This is a genomic window from Rhizobium bangladeshense (assembly GCF_001662075.1).
GTDB classification, from domain to species: Bacteria; Pseudomonadota; Alphaproteobacteria; order Rhizobiales; family Rhizobiaceae; genus Rhizobium; species Rhizobium bangladeshense_B.
In genome coordinates this window covers 588,245-607,452 of the sequence record NZ_LYPL01000002.1, presented here as the reverse complement: position 1 = coordinate 607,452, position 19,208 = coordinate 588,245, and the positions used below count along the sequence as shown (strand labels likewise).

The 19,208-nt window shown below is 61.6% G+C and carries 19 protein-coding genes, 3 tRNA genes and 1 pseudogene; 4 read left to right on the top strand and 19 right to left on the bottom strand.

Translation table 11 applies throughout. From position 1 onward, the window contains the following. Positions 1–27: 27 nt before the first annotated feature. The 14 genes and pseudogenes from nuoI to A7X77_RS06855 all read right to left on the bottom strand — a co-directional run bounded on the left by nuoI (position 28) and on the right by A7X77_RS06855 (position 11,078). Positions 28–519, bottom strand: a complete 492-nt coding sequence (gene nuoI / locus A7X77_RS06920; protein ID WP_004680064.1) for an NADH-quinone oxidoreductase subunit NuoI — start codon at positions 517–519, stop codon at positions 28–30. Between the two features lie 40 nt (positions 520–559). Next, entirely contained in the window at positions 560–1,603 is a 1,044-nt protein-coding gene (gene nuoH / locus A7X77_RS06915; RefSeq protein ID WP_064682220.1) for an NADH-quinone oxidoreductase subunit NuoH, read from the bottom strand. Positions 1,604–1,615: 12 nt separating this feature from the next. Next, positions 1,616–3,697, bottom strand: coding sequence for an NADH-quinone oxidoreductase subunit NuoG (gene nuoG / locus A7X77_RS06910; RefSeq protein WP_064682219.1), 2,082 nt, complete (start codon positions 3,695–3,697; stop codon positions 1,616–1,618). A 224-nt stretch (positions 3,698–3,921) separates the two neighbouring features. Beyond that, positions 3,922–4,623 carry a hypothetical protein gene (locus A7X77_RS06905; RefSeq protein WP_064682218.1) on the bottom strand — a complete coding sequence of 234 codons (702 nt, stop codon included), beginning with the start codon at positions 4,621–4,623 and terminating at the stop codon, positions 3,922–3,924. A gap of 2 nt (positions 4,624–4,625) precedes the next feature. After that, on the bottom strand, positions 4,626–5,930 hold the full coding sequence (gene nuoF / locus A7X77_RS06900) for an NADH-quinone oxidoreductase subunit NuoF (RefSeq protein WP_064682217.1): 1,305 nt from the start codon (positions 5,928–5,930) through the stop codon (positions 4,626–4,628). Positions 5,931–5,940: 10 nt separating this feature from the next. Further along, positions 5,941–7,098 (bottom strand): NADH-quinone oxidoreductase subunit E, encoded by a 1,158-nt coding sequence (locus A7X77_RS06895; RefSeq protein ID WP_064682216.1) that lies wholly within the window; start codon positions 7,096–7,098, stop codon positions 5,941–5,943. Between the two features lie 16 nt (positions 7,099–7,114). Further along, positions 7,115–7,387: a hypothetical protein gene (locus A7X77_RS06890; RefSeq protein WP_004680054.1), complete on the bottom strand. Its 273-nt coding sequence runs from the start codon at positions 7,385–7,387 to the stop codon at positions 7,115–7,117. Continuing rightward, positions 7,387–8,577 (bottom strand): NADH-quinone oxidoreductase subunit D, encoded by a 1,191-nt coding sequence (locus A7X77_RS06885; RefSeq protein ID WP_064682215.1) that lies wholly within the window; start codon positions 8,575–8,577, stop codon positions 7,387–7,389. The genes A7X77_RS06890 and A7X77_RS06885 overlap by 1 nt, the downstream gene beginning before the upstream one ends. Before the next feature lie 76 nt (positions 8,578–8,653). Further along, a pseudogene (locus A7X77_RS06880) lies at positions 8,654–8,981 on the bottom strand (four helix bundle protein). An 84-nt stretch (positions 8,982–9,065) separates the two neighbouring features. Beyond that, a complete protein-coding gene (locus tag A7X77_RS06875) occupies positions 9,066–9,668 on the bottom strand; it encodes an NADH-quinone oxidoreductase subunit C (RefSeq protein WP_064682214.1) in 603 nt (200 codons plus the stop codon). A gap of 18 nt (positions 9,669–9,686) precedes the next feature. After that, entirely contained in the window at positions 9,687–10,271 is a 585-nt protein-coding gene (locus A7X77_RS06870) for a NuoB/complex I 20 kDa subunit family protein (protein WP_008521904.1), read from the bottom strand. Next, a complete protein-coding gene (locus A7X77_RS06865) occupies positions 10,262–10,627 on the bottom strand; it encodes an NADH-quinone oxidoreductase subunit A (protein WP_010055493.1) in 366 nt (121 codons plus the stop codon). Before A7X77_RS06865 ends, A7X77_RS06870 begins: the two co-directional genes overlap by 10 nt. Positions 10,628–10,874: 247 nt before the next feature. Continuing rightward, positions 10,875–10,951, bottom strand: a tRNA-Asp gene (locus A7X77_RS06860). Between the two features lie 50 nt (positions 10,952–11,001). After that, positions 11,002–11,078, bottom strand: a tRNA-Asp gene (locus A7X77_RS06855). A 414-nt stretch (positions 11,079–11,492) separates the two neighbouring features. Between A7X77_RS06855 and A7X77_RS06850 the strand changes: the two genes are divergently transcribed. Further along, positions 11,493–11,568, top strand: a tRNA-Val gene (locus A7X77_RS06850). Positions 11,569–11,851: 283 nt separating this feature from the next. After that, the gene (locus A7X77_RS32000) at positions 11,852–12,064 is read left to right on the top strand and encodes a hypothetical protein (protein ID WP_082928773.1); all 213 of its coding nucleotides are present in this window, start codon (positions 11,852–11,854) and stop codon (positions 12,062–12,064) included. A 60-nt stretch (positions 12,065–12,124) separates the two neighbouring features. Here A7X77_RS32000 and A7X77_RS06845 read toward each other — a convergent pair whose 3' ends face one another. Continuing rightward, complete coding sequence (locus A7X77_RS06845; RefSeq protein ID WP_064682213.1) at positions 12,125–12,673, bottom strand: glutathione peroxidase; 549 nt, start codon at positions 12,671–12,673, stop codon at positions 12,125–12,127. A gap of 135 nt (positions 12,674–12,808) precedes the next feature. Beyond that, positions 12,809–13,168 (bottom strand): hypothetical protein, encoded by a 360-nt coding sequence (locus tag A7X77_RS06840; protein ID WP_064682212.1) that lies wholly within the window; start codon positions 13,166–13,168, stop codon positions 12,809–12,811. A gap of 165 nt (positions 13,169–13,333) precedes the next feature. Here A7X77_RS06840 and A7X77_RS06835 point away from each other — a divergent pair, with 165 nt between their 5' ends. Continuing rightward, positions 13,334–13,939, top strand: a complete 606-nt coding sequence (locus A7X77_RS06835; protein ID WP_064682211.1) for a class I SAM-dependent methyltransferase — start codon at positions 13,334–13,336, stop codon at positions 13,937–13,939. On the opposite strand, the gene A7X77_RS06830 is transcribed toward A7X77_RS06835, so the two are convergent. After that, on the bottom strand, positions 13,936–14,346 hold the full coding sequence (locus tag A7X77_RS06830) for a (R)-mandelonitrile lyase (protein WP_064682210.1): 411 nt from the start codon (positions 14,344–14,346) through the stop codon (positions 13,936–13,938). The two genes, A7X77_RS06835 and A7X77_RS06830, sit on opposite strands and share 4 nt — an antisense overlap. Before the next feature lie 249 nt (positions 14,347–14,595). Here A7X77_RS06830 and A7X77_RS06825 point away from each other — a divergent pair, with 249 nt between their 5' ends. Further along, positions 14,596–15,582: an aldo/keto reductase gene (locus tag A7X77_RS06825; protein ID WP_064682209.1), complete on the top strand. Its 987-nt coding sequence runs from the start codon at positions 14,596–14,598 to the stop codon at positions 15,580–15,582. A gap of 417 nt (positions 15,583–15,999) precedes the next feature. Here A7X77_RS06825 and A7X77_RS06820 read toward each other — a convergent pair whose 3' ends face one another. Then, positions 16,000–18,198, bottom strand: a complete 2,199-nt coding sequence (locus A7X77_RS06820) for an esterase-like activity of phytase family protein (protein ID WP_064682340.1) — start codon at positions 18,196–18,198, stop codon at positions 16,000–16,002. 81 nt (positions 18,199–18,279) lie between these two features. Continuing rightward, positions 18,280–19,194: a DMT family transporter gene (locus A7X77_RS06815; protein WP_432431336.1), complete on the bottom strand. Its 915-nt coding sequence runs from the start codon at positions 19,192–19,194 to the stop codon at positions 18,280–18,282. Positions 19,195–19,208: the final 14 nt, after the last annotated feature.

Sequence of the window (19,208 nt, the reverse complement as noted above, 5' to 3'; positions counted from 1 at the left end):
GCTCCATCGCGGCATTTCAAAACCCAATCAGCGGTACGGCGAGTCGATCGCGATATTGCGGGCGATTTCGCGCTCCCACCGGTCGCCGTTATCGAGAAGGCGCGCCTTGTCGAAATAGAGCTCTTCGCGGGTTTCCGTCGCAAATTCGAAATTCGGGCCCTCGACGATCGCGTCAACAGGGCAGGCTTCCTGGCAGAAGCCGCAATAGATGCACTTCACCATGTCGATGTCGTAGCGCACGGTGCGGCGCGTGCCGTCGTTGCGGCGCGGACCCGCCTCGATGGTGATGGCCTGGGCAGGACAGATCGCCTCGCAGAGCTTGCAGGCGATGCAGCGCTCTTCGCCGTTTGGATAACGGCGCAGCGCATGTTCGCCGCGGAAACGCGGGGAGACCGGACCCTTTTCGAAGGGATAGTTGATCGTCGCCTTCTGGCGGAAGAAATAGCGCATCGACAGAAAGAACGCGCCGAAGAATTCCTTGAGGAACAGCGAGTTGATGGAGCTGGACAAGCTTGCCATCTTCAACCTCCAATTTTGCCGGAAACGAGAGTGGGCGTCATCAAGCCCATCCCGTCAGTTTCAGCACGAATGCAACGATGATGACCATGGCGAGCGACAGCGGCAGGAAAACCTTCCAGCCGAGGCGCATGAGCTGGTCGTAGCGGTAGCGCGGAACGAAGGCCTTGACCATTGCGAACATGAAGAACACCAGGCAAGCCTTCAGGGTGAACCAGATGATGCCGGGAACCCAGTTGAGGACCCAGATATCGACCGGAGGCAGCCAGCCGCCGAGGAAAAGGATCGTCGTCAGCGCGCACATCAGGCAGACGGCCGCATATTCGCCGAGCATGAACATCATGTATGGCGAGGAGCCGTATTCGACCATGAAGCCGGCAACCAGTTCCGATTCGGCTTCCGGAAGGTCGAAGGGCGGACGGTTGGTCTCGGCCAGCGCCGAAATGAAGAAGACGATGAACATCGGGAAAAGCGACAGCCAGTGCCAGTCGAGGAACGACGCCGGTAGTCCGAGCATGGTGCCGAGGCCGGTATGCTGCGCATTGACGATGTCGGTCAGGTTCAGCGAACCGACGCAGAGAAGCACGGTGACGATGACGAAGCCGATCGAGACTTCGTAGGACACCATCTGCGCCGCCGAGCGCAACGCGCCGAGGAAGGGATACTTCGAGTTCGAAGCCCAGCCGCCCATGATGATGCCGTAGACCTCGAGCGAGGAGATCGCGAAGATGTAGAGGATGCCGACATTGATGTTGGCGATCACCCATCCGTCGGCGAGCGGCACCACCGCCCAGGTGGACAGCGCCAGAAGCACCGTCACCAGCGGAGCAAGCAGAAACACCGCCTTGTTGGCGCCGGCCGGAATGATCGGCTCCTTGAAGACGAATTTCAGAAGGTCGGCGAAGGACTGGAACAGGCCGAAGGGGCCGACGACGTTCGGGCCGCGGCGCAGCTGCACGGCCGCCCAGATCTTGCGGTCGGCAAGCAGCACATAAGCGATGAAGACGAGCAGGCAGACCAGAAGCAGCAGCGACTGCCCGATCATGATGATCGCCGGCAAGACATAGGTCGAAAAGAAAGAATCCATGGTCCCCTGCCCTTACTCTGCCGCGACTTTGAAGTTGTTGCGGGCCAATGCCGAGCACTCGGCCATGACAGCCGAGGCACGCGCGATCGGGTTCGTCAAATAGAAGTCTTTGACCGGCGACGCAAACCCAGACTTGTTCATCTTGCCGGCTTTTTTCGCAACTGCGGCAATTTGGGCGCTATCGGCTTCGGCGATCTCGTCGATGGCGGCGAAATGCGGGAAAGCGGCATAGAGCCGGCCACGCAGTTCACTCAGCGAATCGAAGGGAAGCTTCTTGCCGAGCACGTCGGAAAGGGCACGAATAATTGCCCAGTCCTCGCGTGCATCGCCCGGTGCAAAGCCTGCGCGGCTGCCCATCTGGACGCGGCCTTCGGTGTTGACCCAGGTGCCGGACTTTTCGGTATAGGCTGCGGCCGGCAGGATGACGTCGGCATGATGCGCGCCGTTATCGCCATGCGAGCCGATATAGACAGTCAGCCGCGCCTTCTTGGCGGTGAAGTCGAGTTCGTCGGCGCCAAGCAGGAAGAGCACGTCCATCGACGTCAGCATCTCAGCGGCATTGACGCCTTTGGCACCCGGCACGAAGCCGAGGTCAAGGCCGCCGACGCGCGAGGCGGCAGTATGAAGGACGGCAAAGCCGTTCCAGCCTTCGACAACCGCGCCGACCGAACCGGCGAGCTTGGCGGCACTGGCGAGAACGCCGGCGCCGTCGCTGCGCGACAGTGCGCCCTGGCCGATAATGATCATCGGCTTGGCGGCGTTCTTCAGGACGTCGGCAAAGGCATGGCCACCATCGACCAGATCCTTCAGCGTGTCAGGACCGGCGCCGAGATAGTCATAGCTGTAGCGCAGTTCGCCCGGCTCGCCGATGACGCCGATCGGGAATTTGCCGCGGCGCCAGCGCTTGCGGATGCGGGCGTTGAGGATGGCCGCCTCGAAGCGCGGGTTGGCGCCGATGATCAGCAGCGCGTCGGCCTGGTCAATGCCTGCAATCGTCGGATTGAAGAGGTAGCTTGCGCGGCCGAGCGACGGATCGAGTGCCGCCCCATCCTGGCGACAGTCGAGATTGGCGGAGCCGAGCGACTTCACCAATTCGGAAAGCGCATACATTTCCTCGACGGAAGCGAGATCGCCGGCGATCGCGCCGATCTTGTCGCCCGAGGTAGCGTCGACGGCAGCCTTGATGGCGCCGAAAGCCTCGGCCCAGCTGGCCGGCTGCAGGCGACCGTCGCGGCGGACATAGGGCCGGTCGAGGCGCTGGGTCTTCAGGCCGTCCCAGATGAAGCGGCTCTTGTCGGAGATCCACTCCTCGTTGATCGCCTCGTTGACGCGCGGCAGGATGCGCATGACTTCGCGGCCGCGGGTGTCGACGCGGATCGCCGAACCGACGGCATCCATGACGTCGATCGATTCGGTCTTGTTCAGTTCCCAGGGGCGCGCGGTAAAGGCGAAGGGCTTGGAGGTGAGCGCGCCGACCGGGCAAAGGTCGACGACGTTGCCCTGCAGTTCGGAGGTCATCGCCTGTTCGAGATAGGTGGTGATCTCGGCGTCCTCGCCGCGGCCGATCAGGCCGAGTTCGGAAATGCCGGCAACCTCGGTGGTGAAGCGGACGCAGCGCGTGCAGTGGATGCAGCGGTTCATTACCGTCTTGACCAGCGGGCCGATATACTTGTCTTCGACGGCGCGCTTGTCTTCCTGGTAGCGCGAGGTATCGATGCCGAAGGCCATCGCCTGGTCCTGCAGGTCGCATTCGCCGCCCTGGTCACAGATCGGGCAGTCGAGCGGATGGTTGATCAGCAGGAATTCCATCACGCCTTCGCGGGCCTTCTTGACCATCGGCGTGTTGGTGAAGACCTCGGGCAGTTCGCCGTTCGGGCCGCCGCGGATGTCGCGAACGCTCATGGCGCAGGAAGCCTGCGGCTTCGGCGGGCCGCCCTTCACTTCGACAAGGCACATGCGGCAATTGCCGGCAACCGACAGGCGCTCATGGAAGCAGAAGCGCGGAACCTCGGCCCCGGCATCCTCGCACGCCTGCAATAGCGTGAAATGATCCGGAACTTCGATCTCGTTGCCGTCAATCTTCAGTTTTGCCATCGTCGCTCAGTCCTGTTTCCCGTTTGCCTGATGACGGCAAACAAACCCGTTTTTGCAACATTTTCATTGCCGGGCCGGATCTTTCGTCCTGCCGACAGCCGATGTCGCCCAAATTTTCTGTCGCGCGCTCCAGACCCGGAACCCGCACCGGCATCTGCAGCGTGAGGCCCCCGCCCGTCCGCCGATCTGCCCATGTTTCCGGCCGGTTTGCACGGCCGGACAGTTCATTTCCTTCTGCGGCTCCGCCCGGCGAGAACCTTCGCTTGGCCGATCCAGTCGTCGCGGGCGATGCGGCCGTCGAAGCCAAGCTCTGCGTCGAGCCGGGCGATGTCCTCATCGGTCCAGGCGGCAATCTCGGCAAAGCTGCGAACGCCCTTGGCATTCAGAACCTGCTCCAGCTTCGGGCCGATGCCGGCGATCCGCTTGAGATCGTCGGCCTTTGCAGCCCGTGCAACCGGCTTTGCCTTCGCGACCGGCTTTGCCTTGCTGGCCGGCTGCGGTTCGCTTGCCGGGATCGTCGCGCTCGCCGGCTTGACCACCGTCAGCCTTGGCCTCACCACCTTCTCGAGCTCGGGTTTGTCGGCCGCGGGCTTGGTGAAAACCTTGACGGCCGGACGGATATTTTCCGGCCGGATGTCGACATCGGGCATCGGCTCGTCCGGCGGCGTATCGTCGAGGGCGGCCGCGAGCTTGCCGGTCGTTTCCAGCGCGCTCTGGAAGGCCCCGAAAAAGGCGCCTGCCATCTGCGTCGAGAAACCGAAGCCAATCGCCGTTGCGGCGGCAAAGGCTGCGGCCGGATGCGCCATCAGCGGATGCACAGGCATCGCCTGTGCGCTTTCCAGCATCTCGGCGGCAAGACGGCCGAAGCCGGCCGCGATATCGACGGTTTCTTCCTTCTTCCCACTTTTCGATGCCTTGTCCGTCATGATTATTCAGCCGCCTCCAGAACCGCGCCGTGGTCGAGCGCGCTTGCCGTATACTGGTCGATGCGCTTTTCGATCTCGGGACGGAAGTTACGGATCAGACCCTGCACCGGCCATGCGGCGGCGTCGCCGAGCGCACAGATGGTGTGGCCTTCGATCTGCTTGGTCACCTGGAACAACATGTCAATTTCGCGCTTCTGGGCATTGCCCTTGGCCATGCGTTCCATCACCCGCCACATCCAGCCCGTGCCTTCGCGGCAGGGCGTGCACTGGCCGCAGCTCTCATGCTTGAAGAAGGCGGAGATGCGGGCGATCGCCTTGATGACGTCGGTGGACTTGTCCATGACAATCGCGGCGGCCGTGCCGAAGGATGAGCCGACGGAGCGCAGGCCGTCGAAATCCGTCGGGCAGTCGATGATGTCCTTGGCAGGCACGATCGGGCAGGATGCGCCGCCGGGAATGACGGCGAGCAGATTATCCCAGCCGCCGCGGATGCCGCCGGCGTGGCGGTCGACCAGTTCGCGGAAGGTAATGCCCATTTCCTCTTCGACTGTGCACGGCTTGTTGACGTGGCCGGAGAGCATGAACAGCTTGGTGCCGACATTGTTCGGGCGGCCGATGGAAGAGAACCAGCCGGCGCCGCGACGCAGGATCGTCGGCGCAACGGCGATCGATTCAACGTTGTTGACCGTCGTCGGGCAGCCGTAGAGGCCCATATTGGCCGGAAATGGCGGCTTCAGGCGCGGCTGGCCCTTCTTGCCTTCAAGGCTTTCGAGCAGCGCGGTTTCCTCGCCGCAGATATAGGCGCCGGCGCCGTGATGGACGAAGATGTCCATGTCCCAGCCGAGCTTGTTGTTCTTGCCGAGCAGGCCATAGTCATAGCACTCGTCGATCGCCGCCTGCAGCGCTTCGCGCTCGCGAATATATTCGCCGCGCACATAGATGTAGGCCGCATTGGCGCCCATGGCGAAGCTCGCGACGACGCAGCCTTCGATCAGCGTATGCGGATCGTGGCGCATGATGTCACGGTCCTTGCAGGTGCCGGGCTCGGATTCGTCGGCATTAACGACGAGGTAATGCGGGCGGCCGTCGCTTTCCTTCGGCATGAAGGACCATTTCAGGCCTGTCGGGAAGCCGGCGCCGCCGCGGCCGCGAAGACCGGATGCCTTCATCTCGTTGATGATCCAGTCGCGGCCCTTTTCGAGAATCTGCTTGGTGCCGTCCCAGTGGCCGCGGCTCATCGCACCCTTCAGGGACTTGTCCTTGAGGCCGTAGATGTTGGTAAAGATGCGGTCTTTATCTTGTAACATGCTTCACCTCTTACCGCGGCTTCTTGCCGAAGACCTTGATATATTCCGCTTCGCCGCCCTTGGCGAGCGCCTTGGCCTGCTTGACCCAGTCGTCGCGCTCGATGCGGCCGCGGAAGTTCAGGTAGCCGTCGACCCATTCGCGTTCGAGCTTCTTCCAGCTCGCGACCTGCGCGAAGGTGAAGATGCCGATTTCGTTCAGCGTCGCCTCGATCTTCGGACCGACGCCGGAGATCATCTTCAGATCATCCGGAGCGGCGGGCTTTTCGATGCCGGCTGGACGGTTTTTGTCGGTCAGGCTGGGCTTCGCGGCCGGGGCTACGGCCTTGACAGCCGGGGCCGGCTCGGCAGCCGCCGTGCCGGAAACCGGCTGTTCTTCGGCTGCCTTGGCATTTTTCGTAGCCGCCTTCGGCGCCGTTGCCGGCGTCTTCAGAGCCGCATTGGTCTCGGCATCGGTGCTCTTCGGGCGGGCGGCCTCGGAGGGCGGCACCGGAGCCGCATCGACAGGAGCCGATACGCTTTCGGCATCAGCCTTCTTGGCGCGGGTCCTTGCCTTCGGCTCTTCCGTCGTTAGCGAGGTCAGGCCGCCTTCCGGTGCGGAGAATATCCGATCGATCTGGGTGCCCGGCTTGATGCTGGCGCCATTGCCGGCGGCGAAGGTATCGATGATCTCTTCAAGACGGGCGGGCGTCAGATCCTCATAGGTGTCCTTGCCGATCATCACCATCGGGGCGTTGACGCAGGCGCCGAGACATTCGACCTCTTCCCAGGAGAGCGTGCCTTCGGCATTGCGCTCGAACGGATGGGCATGGATCTTGCTCTTGCAGACCGACATCAGCGCTTCCGAGCCGCGCAGCATGCAGGGCGTCGTGCCGCAGACCTGGACATGGGCGCGCGTGCCGACGGGATGCAACTGGAACTGCGTATAGAAGGTCGCGACTTCGAGCACCCTGATATAGGCCATGTCGAGCATGTCAGCGATCTTTTCGATCGCCGCGCGCGTGACCCAGCCGTCCTGCTCCTGCGCCCGCATCAACAGCGGAATGACCGCCGACTGCTGGCGGCCGGCGGGGTACTTCTGGATCGTCTTGTCCGCCCAGACCGCATTTTCATCGCTGAAAGCGAATGCGGCAGGCTGAAATTGATCTTCGGCTAATCGACGAACGGACATTCTTCCTCACGCCTTGTCAGTTTAGGGTTCCACACCGCGAAGCGGTCAAAGACTGCATTTCGCAGGCATAGGCCGACTGGTCTTTCTGCATAAATACGACGAATTTGCTGCCGTTCGGAATGGCAGCCTTGATCTGATAGCCCTTGGACAAAAGCTCGCCCATGGACGCTTGCGCCGCCGGCGGCGTCACCTCCTTATGGCCCAGCGGCGTGCCGAGGGTGTCGGCCTCCTGAGCCGAAACCCCGGATGCCGCAAGAAGAAGTGCGACGGCAAGCGGCAGACGCTGCATCACCGGTCCACCTCGCCAAAGACGATATCGAGCGAGCCGAGGACGGCCGCGACGTCGGCAAGCTGGTGGCCGCGGCACATAAAGTCCATCGCCTGCAGATGGGCATAGCCGGGCGCGCGGATCTTGCAGCGGTACGGCTTGTTGGAGCCGTCGGAGACGAGATAAACGCCGAACTCGCCCTTCGGCGCTTCGACCGCCGCGTACACTTCACCGGCCGGCACATGATAGCCTTCGGTATAGAGCTTGAAGTGGTGGATCAGCGCTTCCATCGAGCGCTTCATCTCGCCGCGCTTCGGCGGCACCACCTTGCCGTCGATCGACGAGAAAGGACCGGTCTTGGCATCCGACAGCAGGCGGTTGACGCACTGCTTCATGATGCGGACCGATTCGCGCATCTCGATCATGCGGATCAGGTAACGGTCGTAGTTGTCGCCGTTCTTGCCGATCGGAATGTCGAATTCGAGATCGGAATAACATTCGTAAGGCTGGGCGCGCCGCAGATCCCAGGCCGCACCCGAACCGCGCACCATGACGCCGGAGAAGCCCCAGGCCCAGCAGTCTTCCAGCGAGACGACGCCGATATCGACGTTGCGCTGCTTGAAGATGCGGTTGCCGGTCAACAGGTTGTCGATGTCGTCGAGCGCCTTCAGGAAGGGGTCGCACCAGTCGCCGATATCCTGAACGAGCTTTTCCGGCAGATCCTGATGGACGCCACCCGGACGGACATAAGCAGCGTGCATGCGCGAACCGCTGGCGCGCTCATAGAACACCATCAGCTTTTCGCGCTCTTCGAAGCCCCAGAGCGGCGGCGTCAGCGCGCCGACGTCCATCGCCTGCGTCGTGACGTTCAGGAGATGCGACAGGATGCGGCCGATTTCAGAATACAACACGCGGATCAGCTGGCCGCGGATCGGGATCTCGATGCCAAGCAGCCTTTCAACGGCCAGCGCATAGGCATGCTCCTGGTTCATCGGCGCGACGTAATCGAGACGATCGAAATAGGGCACGGCCTGAAGATAGGTCTTGGTCTCGATCAGCTTCTCGGTGCCGCGGTGCAAGAGGCCGATATGCGGATCGACCCGCTCCACAATTTCGCCGTCAAGCTCCAGGACAAGACGAAGAACGCCGTGCGCCGCCGGATGCTGCGGTCCGAAATTGATGTTGAAGTTGCGGACGTTATGTTCGGTCATGCTGCGTGCTCCATGCCAAACGCGATGCCAATCAAGCGAATAGCGAATGGCGAATAGCGAATAGTTTCGTTCGGTCTCATCGTTTCTCCTGGAGACTCCGTATCAGCGCTCGAATCATTCGTCCGATTTCGTCGCACTTATCGGTCATCTGCCTGAACTCACTCTCCTCAATCAGACCAATGCGATGAGAGATGAGCATATGCGTTTCCAATTCCTTCAGCGAACCTTGGGCGATGCGCAGAAACTGAATGAAACTTCCCGTTACTTCACGTCCGTGTCCTTCAGCAATATTGGCGGCAATTTGAAGTGGCCGCCCTGCGTATCTGGGCCGTCAGGCCATAAATCTCCTCCTTGGGGAACCTCCTGGTCAACTGATAGCAATCCACCGCGAGATCGATCGCCATCTGCCAGACCTTAAGATCCTTGTAGGAGTTTATCGTCTGCCTGCCCCTTCCAACTATTCGCTATTCGCTACTCACTATTCGCCTTTACGGCTTCGCTTTTTCATCGCCCGGCAGCACGTATTCGGTACCTTCCCAGGGCGACATGAAGTCGAAGTTTCGGAATTCCTGCTTCAGTTCTACCGGCTCGTAGACGACGCGCTTTGCCGCATCGTCGTAACGGACTTCGACGAAACCTGTCGTCGGAAAGTCCTTGCGCAGCGGATGGCCCTCGAAGCCGTAGTCGGTCAGGATGCGGCGCAGGTCCGGATGGCCGGTGAAGAGCACGCCGTACATGTCCCAGGTTTCGCGTTCGAACCAGTCAGCACCCGGATAGATGGCGCAAGCCGAGGGAATGGGCGTATCCTCATCGGTCGCAACCTTGACGCGGATGCGCAGATTCTGCTTCGGCGACAGCAGATGATAGACGACGTCGAAACGCAGTTCGCGCTGCGGCCAGTCGACCCCGCAAATATCGATCAGGTTGACGAAACCGCATTTGGCATCGTCACGCAGGAAAGTCAAAAGAGCGATCAGGTCTTCACCCGTCGTCGTCAGCGTCAGCTCGCCATACTTCAGCTGTGAGGCGGCGATCAGGTTGCCGCGCGCTTCGCCAAGATAGGACGCAAGCTCAGTCAGGGCTTCACTCATATGCCTTGTCCTTAACCCTTAGCGTTCGATCGTGCCGGTGCGCCGGATCTTCTTCTGCAGCAGAAGCACGCCGTAAAGCAGCGCTTCTGCCGTGGGGGGACAGCCCGGCACGTAGATGTCGATCGGCACGACACGGTCGCAGCCGCGCACCACGGAATAGGAATAGTGGTAGTAGCCGCCACCATTGGCGCAGGAGCCCATCGAGATGACATAACGCGGCTCGGGCATCTGGTCGTAAACCTTGCGCAGAGCGGGCGCCATCTTGTTGGTCAGCGTGCCGGCGACGATCATCACGTCGGACTGGCGCGGCGAGGCGCGCGGCGCAAATCCGAAGCGCTCGACGTCATAACGCGGCATCGACAGCTGCATCATTTCGACAGCGCAGCAGGCAAGACCGAAGGTCATCCACATCAGCGAGCCGGTGCGGGCCCAATTGATCAGCTCATCGGTCGAGGTGACGAGGAAACCCTTGTCGGCGAGCTCGTTGTTGATCTCGCCGAAGAAGGCGTCATTGCTGCCGATCGGCTTGCCGGTCGAGGGATCAATGATCCCCTTCGGCTGCTGGGCAACGAGCGGCTGATTGCTCACAGGGGTCACTCCCATTCCAGGGCTCCCTTTTTCCATTCATAGATAAAGCCGATGGTCAGCACCAAGAGGAAGACCATCATTGACCAGAAGCCGAACCAGCCGATGGCGCCGAAGGAAACGGCCCAGGGGAAGAGGAAGGCGACTTCGAGGTCGAAGATGATGAAGAGGATCGACACGAGATAGAAGCGGATGTCGAACTTCATGCGGGCATCGTCGAAAGCGTTGAAGCCGCATTCGTAAGCCGAGAGCTTTTCCGAATCGGGCGCTTTGAAAGCCACAGCGAACGGCGCAATGAGCAGCGCCAGGCCGATGACAAGCGCGATAGCGATGAAGATAGCGATCGGAATATAGGAACTGAGCAGTTCAGTCATCATGTTCATCCTTGCTTGCCGGAGGCGCCAGGCGGCACATTTGGGCAATTGCCCGGCAAGCGAACGTGCGTTGCAACAAGCCGTGGTTAGCGCAGCCGAAGCCCCGGCGCAAGACTTTTACAGAGGCAATTCGACGCGTCGCGCGCGGACATTATCAAGCAGATGCAACGATGTCGCGACAAATCCGCAGAATCTGATTCAAGCTGCATGCCTGACCCCTGGAAACTGCATGGCTTTCGGAAGAGAATGGCGCGAGTGACGGGGCTCGAACCCGCGACCTCCGGCGTGACAGGCCGGCACTCTAACCGACTGAGCTACACCCGCGCATGACGGACGGAAGAACCGGACGGCGGCGATTGTCGCCTCTTTTGAAATGGCGCGAGTGACGGGGCTCGAACCCGCGACCTCCGGCGTGACAGGCCGGCACTCTAACCGACTGAGCTACACCCGCACTTCATTTCAAGCAATCCGGATGCCTTCGCACCCTCACCGAAACGGCTGCCCGCTTCGATGAGCGGCTAACTACGGGGTTCGTCTTTTAGTGTCAAGCTGGTTTGGAGACAAAACCATGACAGTCGTTGAATTGTTTCGGCAAGGCTCATGCGGGGACAACGAAAAGCCGGCAATTCCGTTGTCCGCGGCGGCGCCGACGCCCGATCGAAGCCGACGCCACGGTCGAAGCCGAGATGCCCGCCGCATTCCCCTCCCCTTTATCCACAGCCCGGCCGCGCCCGACCGGCGCCGCGAAGAGAGGGACCGCCGCCAAAAAAATCAAAAATTCTTCACAAACACTCTTGCGGTTTTGCCGCGATCCGCATAGATCACGGCCACCAACGCGGCAGGTCGATCCGGCTTCGCTCGCGATGGGCGATTAGCTCAGTTGGTAGAGCGCCTCGTTTACACCGAGGATGTCGGGAGTTCGAGTCTCTCATCGCCCACCATTTTTTCTCCTGTCCTCAAATAGCCAAGTGATATCGCGGGCTCGCAGACCAACGCTTGGAGCTCCTTCGTACCCATGTGCGGATTCGGGAGAATTTCGGCGCGGCAAAGGCGCGACGTCCACCAGATTCTGATGCGCTCGCCGTCTGAGACCTCCACCAAACGGACTACTCCGGCGACTGCGCCACTCCGATTGGGCGAATGGATGGGCGGCGGCAAACGTGGGAATATTCGCCGCCCGGAAAGTCTCCGCGCTTGAAGGTTTCTCACGCCTGGAGGGGTGCCATGAGAACTCTCTGCTCCACATTGACGCTGTGCATCGTGATTGCCGTTGGCGCGCCAAGTCCCACCTATGTCAACCTACCTGGCTATGCATTCAAGACGAAACCGAACTGCCAGCGCCACAAACCAAAGACGCGATTTGACGCAAGGTGCGACTGGCCAAGATTGGGCTTCAAGGACTTTACGCCGCCGCTGGTGACCGTGCTTGGGATCTGAAGACGTTCAGCGCCTTCGCAAATCATTGCCGGCCCGATGCGCCTGGCAGCCCGAGGGCTATCATGCCTTCGCCAGTTCCTTGTCCACCGCCGAAACCAGCCGCGAATCATCCGCCGTCACGTCAGGCGCGAATCGGGCTGCCACCTTGCCGTCGCGGCCGATCAGGAATTTTTCGAAGTTCCAGAGAATATCGTCCCCGTCACCGGCCGATATACCGTGGGATTTCAGGCGCTCGCGCATCGGGCCATCGCCGGTGGTCTTCACGCCGGATTTGGTCAGCTGCCGGTAAAGCGGGTGCTGGGCCTCGCCCTTGACCGAAATCTTCGAAAAGATCGGGAAGGTGACATCGTAAGTGCTGGTGCAGAAATCGAGGATTTCGACGTCGGTGCCGGGCTCCTGGCCCATGAAGTCGTTGGCGGGGAAAGCGGCGATGACGAAGCCGCGCTCGCGCTTTTCCCCGTAGAGCTTTTCGAGCCCCTCATATTGCGGCGTGAGCCCGCATTTCGAGGCGACATTGACGATCAAGAGCACCCTGCCCTTGTAGTCGTTGAGCGTCGTTTCACGACCATCCACTGATTTGACAGGAATATCCAGCACGTTCGCTGTCACGGGAACCTCCAATTAGGTACGAAAATTTCGGCAAACTTAGCGAAATCGCCGCGATTGTCATCAGCGTCGGAATCACTCGGCGTCAACAGAATGCGTAGCCGGTGCGGGCTCGCGGCCGGCACCGGCTTGGAGATATCAGGCGGGAGAGGTTTCCTTGACGTCGTCGAGCAGGAAATGCACGACGATATAATCCGTCTTGAAGTGGCGGCCGCTGTCGGAGACCGACTCGACGCTGCCGCCGTCCTTCGGATGCCAGGCGTGGTAGTGGGGATTGGTGGTGATCAACGTGACGGCCTTGCCGGCCAGATCCCCTTCGCCCAGCCGGAAGCGCATCTCGGCGAGCGGCCAGATCCGCTCGTAATCCTCCATGGTGATGCGCGCCCTCAGCGCGTTCCGGTGCAACGGCGCCTCGCCGCCCTCGGCGGGTGATTCCAACATCACCTCCTCGGCTCCGTTGAAGACGGCGTTGAATTCTTCCGGCCACATGCGTCTCATGAAATCGCTCCTCCCGAGGCTTTTTCGTCGGTCCACGAATGAAACTTAGCGATTTGTCCGAAAGAAGCAAATTCCCGTCATGTGGTTGTCATCGAGGTCCGCTGCTCCTACGTTCCCCGCAGACCGCATCTGGGCCGTCAACCGCCCGCAATTCCGAGATCAGAGATGAAGACACGTGAAGAAAGGCAAGCGCTTAGGGCGAGCATGCCGCGCACCCCGCTCAGCGCTCATCATATGGAAAACGCCCGCCTGCTGCCGGATCGCGGCGAGCTGCTCTACCGGATCCCGAATGGCGGCATCGGCGTCGAGGTGGGGGCAGCCTTCGGCGAATATACGGCGGAGATTCTGGAAAAGAACCGCCCGGCGCAGCTCTACCTCATCGATCCCTGGTCGATGGACCGCTACAGCTCCGGCCTCGATTCGATCCATACGCAGTTCGCGACCGAGATCGCGGCCGGCCGGCTGCATCTGATGCAGGGCACGTCACTCGAAAAGCTCGCCGAATTCGAGGACGATTTTCTCGACTGGGCCTATATCGATACCGACCATTCCTTCGAACTCACCTGGCAAGAGCTGCTGCTCTGCGAAAAGAAGGTGAAGCGGACGGGGCGCATCGCCGGGCATGATTTCTGCACCGGCAATACGGTCAAGCCGATCGTCTATGGCGTCGTCGAGGCGGTCACCAAGTTCTGCAAGGATTATGGCTGGCAATTCGAGTTTCTGACGGTCGAATCACACGCGCATTTTTCCTATTGCCTGAAGCGGCTCTAACCGGCCGACACCGTGCCGGAATATTGCGCGTCGCTGACATGCTCCATCCAGTCGACATGCTTGCCGTCCAGCGCCTCGTGTATGGCGATGTGCGTCATCGCCGTGTCCGGGGCAGCACCGTGCCAATGTTTTTCGCCCGGCGCGAACCAGACGGTGTCGCCGGGGCGAATCTCGCGGATGTCATCGCCCCAGCTCTGGGCAAGACCCTTGCCCGAGGTGACGACCAGCGTCTGGCCGAGCGGATGCGTGTGCCAGGCCGTGCGGGCGCCGGGTTCGAAGGTGACGGAGGTTGCCCGCACCCGGGCCGGCGCCGGCGGCTCGATAAGCGGATCCTGGCGAACGGCGCCGGTGAAATAGTCGGCCGGCGGTTTCATCGAGGGGCGAGAGCCGGCGGGTTTGATCTCCATGATCGTTCCTTTTCTATTCCATTGCGGTTGAAGCCTTGTAAGCTGACGATATTTCATCGAGGCGAGCGATCAAGGCCGGATCGGCAATTGCCGCTTAGTCGCGCGGCTGATAGGCCAATATCTTTCATCACCTAAAGCGCGTCGCATTGAACTTGGCTCATGCGACGCGCTTTGGTTCTTTGTTTTACGCATGTCGTTATACCGGAACCGCTGGAGACTTCCGGGCAACATGCATTGGGAGAATTTCTCATGAAACACCATGCTTTCGGCCGCATGCCCTTCACCGTCGCCAATGTCGGCTTCGGCGCCTGGCAGATCGGCGGCTCATGGGGCGATATCAGCGAGGCGGACGGTCGCGCGGCGCTGAATGCCGCGCTCGATGCCGGCATGACCTTCATCGATACCGCCGACGTCTATGGCGACGGCCGCTCGGAAAAAATCATCGCCGACGTGCTGAAGGCGCGTGGCGACGAGCGCCCAATGATCGCCACTAAGGCGGGCCGCCGCCTCAATCCGCATGTCGCCGAAGGCTACAGCAAGGCCAATCTCGAAGGCTTCATCGACCGCAGTCTGAAAAACCTTGCCGTCGACAGCCTCGACCTGGTGCAACTGCACTGCCCGCCGCGCGAGGTGTTTTACCAGCCCGAGGTCTTCGACGGTCTCGACGCATTGCAGAGGGCCGGCAAGATCAAGGGCTACGGCGTCAGCGTCGAGAAGGTCGAGGACGGGCTGAAGGCGATCGAGTATCCCGACGTCGTCAGCATCCAGATCATCTACAACATCTTCCGCCAGCGCCCCGACCACCTGTTCTTTGCCGAAGCCCGGCGCAAGAACGTGGCGATCATCGCCCGCGTGCCGCTGGCAAGCGGCCTGCTCTCCGGCAAGATCACCCGCGAGACGCATTTTGCCAGCGACGACCACCGCAATTTCAACCGCCATGGCGAAGCCTTCGATGTAGGCGAGACCTTTGCCGGCGTGCCGTTCGAGGTCGGCCTGCAGGCCGTGGAAGAGGTGCGCAAGCTGGTGCCCGCAGGCGCGACGATGGCCGCCTTTGCGCTGCGCTGGATCCTGATGAGCGACGCCGTCACCGTCGTCATCCCCGGCGCCCGCAATGGCGAACAGGCCAAGGCCAATGCGGCGGCCGCCGATCTGGCGCCGCTTGCGGCCGATGTCATGGCGGCGACACGCGAGATCTACGCGCGGCTGATAGCGCCGCATGTGCATCAGCGCTGGTAGGGTTGGAGCTGGGGGCTGCGGAAGCACCGGTGAGCCGCCCTTGTTGAAGGCCTCTCATGCGCGGCCTGGGCCGAGCATGCACCCGCACGCGTGAGAGGCCGCGGCATGGATCCTCGGCTCAAGGCCGAGGATGACGGAGTGTGGGATATCGTCCATGCCAAACTCCAACTTCGCCGCACCCGCAAGCTGTTGGAATTGCTCCAGCATCTCGCCTCCTCCCCGTCGCGTCGCCCCAATCTCCGTCATGCTCGGGCTCGACCCGAGCATCCATGCCGAAGCCCTCTGCTTTGCAAAATATTCTTCAGTCGGATGCCCTCGCCTTCCCGCTGCGAATGCGGACACCCCATGGATTCCTTTGCATCAAAAAAGAGACGCCGGGCTTTCGCCCGGCCTCTCCCTGTATCCTTCTATGACCCCTCAGTTCGTGGCGCTGAGATCAACCGGGAAGAACAGCGTCTCGCCGGAGGAGTCGCTGACGCCGTCGTTGTCGGTGACGGCATAGGGTTTGCCCGATGCATCGAAGGTGAAGCCTTCGAGCTTGTCGAGCACATAGCCGTTGGTCGCCGTCTTGAGTTCGCCGAGGAAATCGTGTGCTTCGGTCTTCTTGACGACGGGCAGTTCGCCGCCGAGCTTGGCGGGCTTCAGCTCCGAGATCGCCACCTTGTAGAGCTTCTTCAGCTTGGCGGCATCGCCGACGAGGTTGTCGCGCTCGATGATGTAGACGCTGTCGCCCTGAGCCGAAATTTCCGACAGGCCGACCCAGCCGCTTTCCGTCTTGTCGAGCGGATAGCGCACGGCGCCCCATTCCTTCTTCTTCGGATTGTAGGAGACGAGCTTGACGAAGCCCTTCTCGTCGTCGCCCCACTCGCGCTGGACCGCCATCCAGAGCGTGGCATCGTCGCCGCTGCCGATAATGGTGACGCCTTCGAAACCGAAGCGGATTTCATTGGCTGCGAGCTCCTTCGGCAGGGCGATCTCAGCCTTGATGTCGCCCTTGGCGTTGACGTTGTAGAGGGCGTGCGGGACGAGACGCTCGCTATAGCCTTCCGAGGCCAGCCAGAAGGAACCGTCTGCGGCGACCGCGATGCCTTCGATGTCGAGCTTCTGGGCCGGGGCGCCGTCTCGCTTGACGACGAGCGCATCGGTGATGACCGCCGGCTTCCTGCTGGCGTCGATCGTGTAGATCGTCGGCTGCGAGCCGAGGAAGCTGTCGCTGACGGCATAGAGCATGCCCGGCTTGCCGGGAACGGCGGCCAGACCCGAAAGGGCTGCGAAGCCGAGCGGATTGCCGTCCTTGTCGGCGGAGACGATCTTCGGATAGGCTTTCTCGCCTTCCGAGCGCTCATAGATCATCACATGCGAGCGCGTGCCGCCATCCTTGCCGAAGTCGAGCTCGTTGGCGGTGGCAAAGAGATTGCGCTGGGGAATGGCGATCCCACCCTCTGGCGAAATGCCGGACGGCAGCAACTGGATGAGTTCGGGGTCGGCGCCGGTATCCTTATAAACGCCGACGACCGAGGCGCGCTCGGCGAGCAGGAAGAAATATTGGTCGTCGCCGAACTTGGCGGCTTCGAGGCCTTCCGGCTCGACGCCCTTCGATCCCGAACGGCTTTCCGGATAGTGGCCGATATGGGCGACGGCGCGTTCGAAGGATGCGCCCGATTCGTAGAGGAGCTTGCCCGTCTTGTCGAAGATGGTGAAGCCACGCGAGCCACCCTGGTAATCGCCTTCATTGGCGACGACGAGGCGGTTGTCGTCCAGCCACTTCACGGCGTCGGGCTCGCGCAGTACGCCCTTCGACTCGCCGGTGAATTTCAGGGCGCCGTCACGCTTAGAGTCGATGCCGGTGAGATCGACGCTGCCGGCGGAGAAATGCGTCTTCACCTCAGCCTTATTGGCATCGATGATGACGATCTCGTTGTTCTCCTGCAGCGTCAGGGCAATCTCGTTCAGCCCGTTGAAGGCGACGAATTCCGGCTCCGGATCCTCGGGGGCAACGCCGGCGAGTCCGGTCAGCGTCACATGCTTGATGCTGCCGCAATCAACAGTGCCGTTCTTGACCTGGAAGACGACGAGGTCGCCAGCCGGCACCTGCGGGATCTTGCCGTCATTGACGTCTTCGTCGCGCTCGTTTTCGATCGCAATAGTGCCGAGCGTCTTGTCCTTGTTGAGAGCGATCGAATCCGGCTGGCCGCCGAGGTCGCACGTGTTCTCGATCTTACTCGTCGCCACGTCGACGATCGCCAGGCGGCCTGAGGGCTTCGCCTTGCTCTCGGAGGTATTGACGGCGACGAGCGCCTTGCCGGCGCTGGAGGTGACCGATGTCGGCTCGCCGTCCATCATCAGCGCGCCGCCTGATTTCGGCGCCTTGGCGTCGCTGATGTCGATGAAGCCGATCGCGCCGAGCGGGCTGTCGCTGTAGATCAGCGTATTGCCGTCGTCGGTCGCGGTGATGATTTCGGCCGATGTCGGCGACAGCTTGTCCTTGTCATCAGGCAGGTTCTGAGCGACCGGGAAAGAGGCGATGCGGTTGAAGACCGGCTCGGCGGCGGCCGGAAAGGCAACCGATGCGAGAAGCACGGCAGCAAGCGCTGCCTGGCGCGATGAAATCGTCATGAAATCCCCCATGTGTCGAATAGTCGAAACAAGGGTTTTCTGCGGGACTGCCATGACAGAGACATGACAGTCCGTGACATTTCACGCAGAGGCCGCTTGCCTTTCCCGACGCATCTCGTTGCGCATGATGAAGAGCGATGCGGCGAGGATGAGTCCGGCTCCCAGCCAGAGATAACCGGCCGGCGCATAACCGAAGAACAGCCAGCCGGCGAGCACGTTGAGCGGCAGCTTCAGATCGTCGAATGGCTGCACATAGGCAGCGTCGGCGCTGGCATAGGCAAGGGTCAGCAGATATTGCGCCACGACCGTCAGGAGGCCCGCCAGAAGGAGGAGAGCCAGCGTCGCACCCGTCGGCACGGCGAGGCCCGCCGAAAGCGCCAGCCCGCCGTTGATCGGCGTCAGCAGCACCAGCAGCCAGACGGTGATCGTCTCCGGCTTCTCAATGCCAGTCAGGCTCTTGGTGATCAGCGACGAGGCGCCCCAGAGCAGCGCCGAGAGCACCGGCAGCAATGTTGCCCAGGTGAAGCTGTCGGACCATGGCTGCAGGATGATCATCGCGCCGGCGAAGCCGATAGCGGTCGCCATCCAGCGGGCGGCGCCGACGCGTTCGCCAAGGAACAGGCGGGCGCCGAGGATGATGAAGAACGGCGAGGTCATGACGAGCGCAATCGCCTGCCAGATCGGCACCGAAGCAAGGCCGGAAACCCAGGCCGCGACGCCGAGCGCGGCAAAGACCACGCGCACGACATGCCGCAAGGGATAGCTGGTGCGCATGGCCGAAAGGCCTGCCTTGCGCAGAAAGGGCAAGGAGAAAAAGAAGGCGAAGGCATATTGCCAGAAGGCCGCCGAGGCCGGGGGGAAGGCAAGCTTCATGGTCAGCCACTGGGTGACGACGTTGAGGAGCGAAAAGGCCACGCCTCCAAGCACCATGAAGGTTGCGCCGGCAAGGGCGCGGGATTGCGAGACTGCAAGGGAATTCTGATTCATGTCTATTATCCAGAATAGGGACC

Coding starts and splice junctions, on each gene's coding strand:
- A7X77_RS06835 (WP_064682211.1), top strand. CDS start 13,334: ATGAAGACACGTGAAGAAAGGCAAGCGCTTAGGGCGAGCATGCCGCGC.
- A7X77_RS06865 (WP_010055493.1), bottom strand. CDS start 10,627: ATGACTGAACTGCTCAGTTCCTATATTCCGATCGCTATCTTCATCGCT.
- A7X77_RS32000 (WP_082928773.1), top strand. CDS start 11,852: ATGAGAACTCTCTGCTCCACATTGACGCTGTGCATCGTGATTGCCGTT.
- A7X77_RS06825 (WP_064682209.1), top strand. CDS start 14,596: ATGAAACACCATGCTTTCGGCCGCATGCCCTTCACCGTCGCCAATGTC.
- A7X77_RS06830 (WP_064682210.1), bottom strand. CDS start 14,346: ATGGAGATCAAACCCGCCGGCTCTCGCCCCTCGATGAAACCGCCGGCC.
- A7X77_RS06840 (WP_064682212.1), bottom strand. CDS start 13,168: ATGAGACGCATGTGGCCGGAAGAATTCAACGCCGTCTTCAACGGAGCC.
- A7X77_RS06875 (WP_064682214.1), bottom strand. CDS start 9,668: ATGAGTGAAGCCCTGACTGAGCTTGCGTCCTATCTTGGCGAAGCGCGC.
- nuoG (WP_064682219.1), bottom strand. CDS start 3,697: ATGGCAAAACTGAAGATTGACGGCAACGAGATCGAAGTTCCGGATCAT.
- A7X77_RS06905 (WP_064682218.1), bottom strand. CDS start 4,623: ATGACGGACAAGGCATCGAAAAGTGGGAAGAAGGAAGAAACCGTCGAT.
- nuoF (WP_064682217.1), bottom strand. CDS start 5,930: ATGTTACAAGATAAAGACCGCATCTTTACCAACATCTACGGCCTCAAG.
- A7X77_RS06820 (WP_064682340.1), bottom strand. CDS start 18,198: ATGACGATTTCATCGCGCCAGGCAGCGCTTGCTGCCGTGCTTCTCGCA.
- nuoH (WP_064682220.1), bottom strand. CDS start 1,603: ATGGATTCTTTCTTTTCGACCTATGTCTTGCCGGCGATCATCATGATC.
- A7X77_RS06885 (WP_064682215.1), bottom strand. CDS start 8,577: ATGACCGAACATAACGTCCGCAACTTCAACATCAATTTCGGACCGCAG.
- A7X77_RS06890 (WP_004680054.1), bottom strand. CDS start 7,387: ATGCAGCGTCTGCCGCTTGCCGTCGCACTTCTTCTTGCGGCATCCGGG.
- A7X77_RS06895 (WP_064682216.1), bottom strand. CDS start 7,098: ATGTCCGTTCGTCGATTAGCCGAAGATCAATTTCAGCCTGCCGCATTC.
- nuoI (WP_004680064.1), bottom strand. CDS start 519: ATGGCAAGCTTGTCCAGCTCCATCAACTCGCTGTTCCTCAAGGAATTC.
- A7X77_RS06870 (WP_008521904.1), bottom strand. CDS start 10,271: ATGGGAGTGACCCCTGTGAGCAATCAGCCGCTCGTTGCCCAGCAGCCG.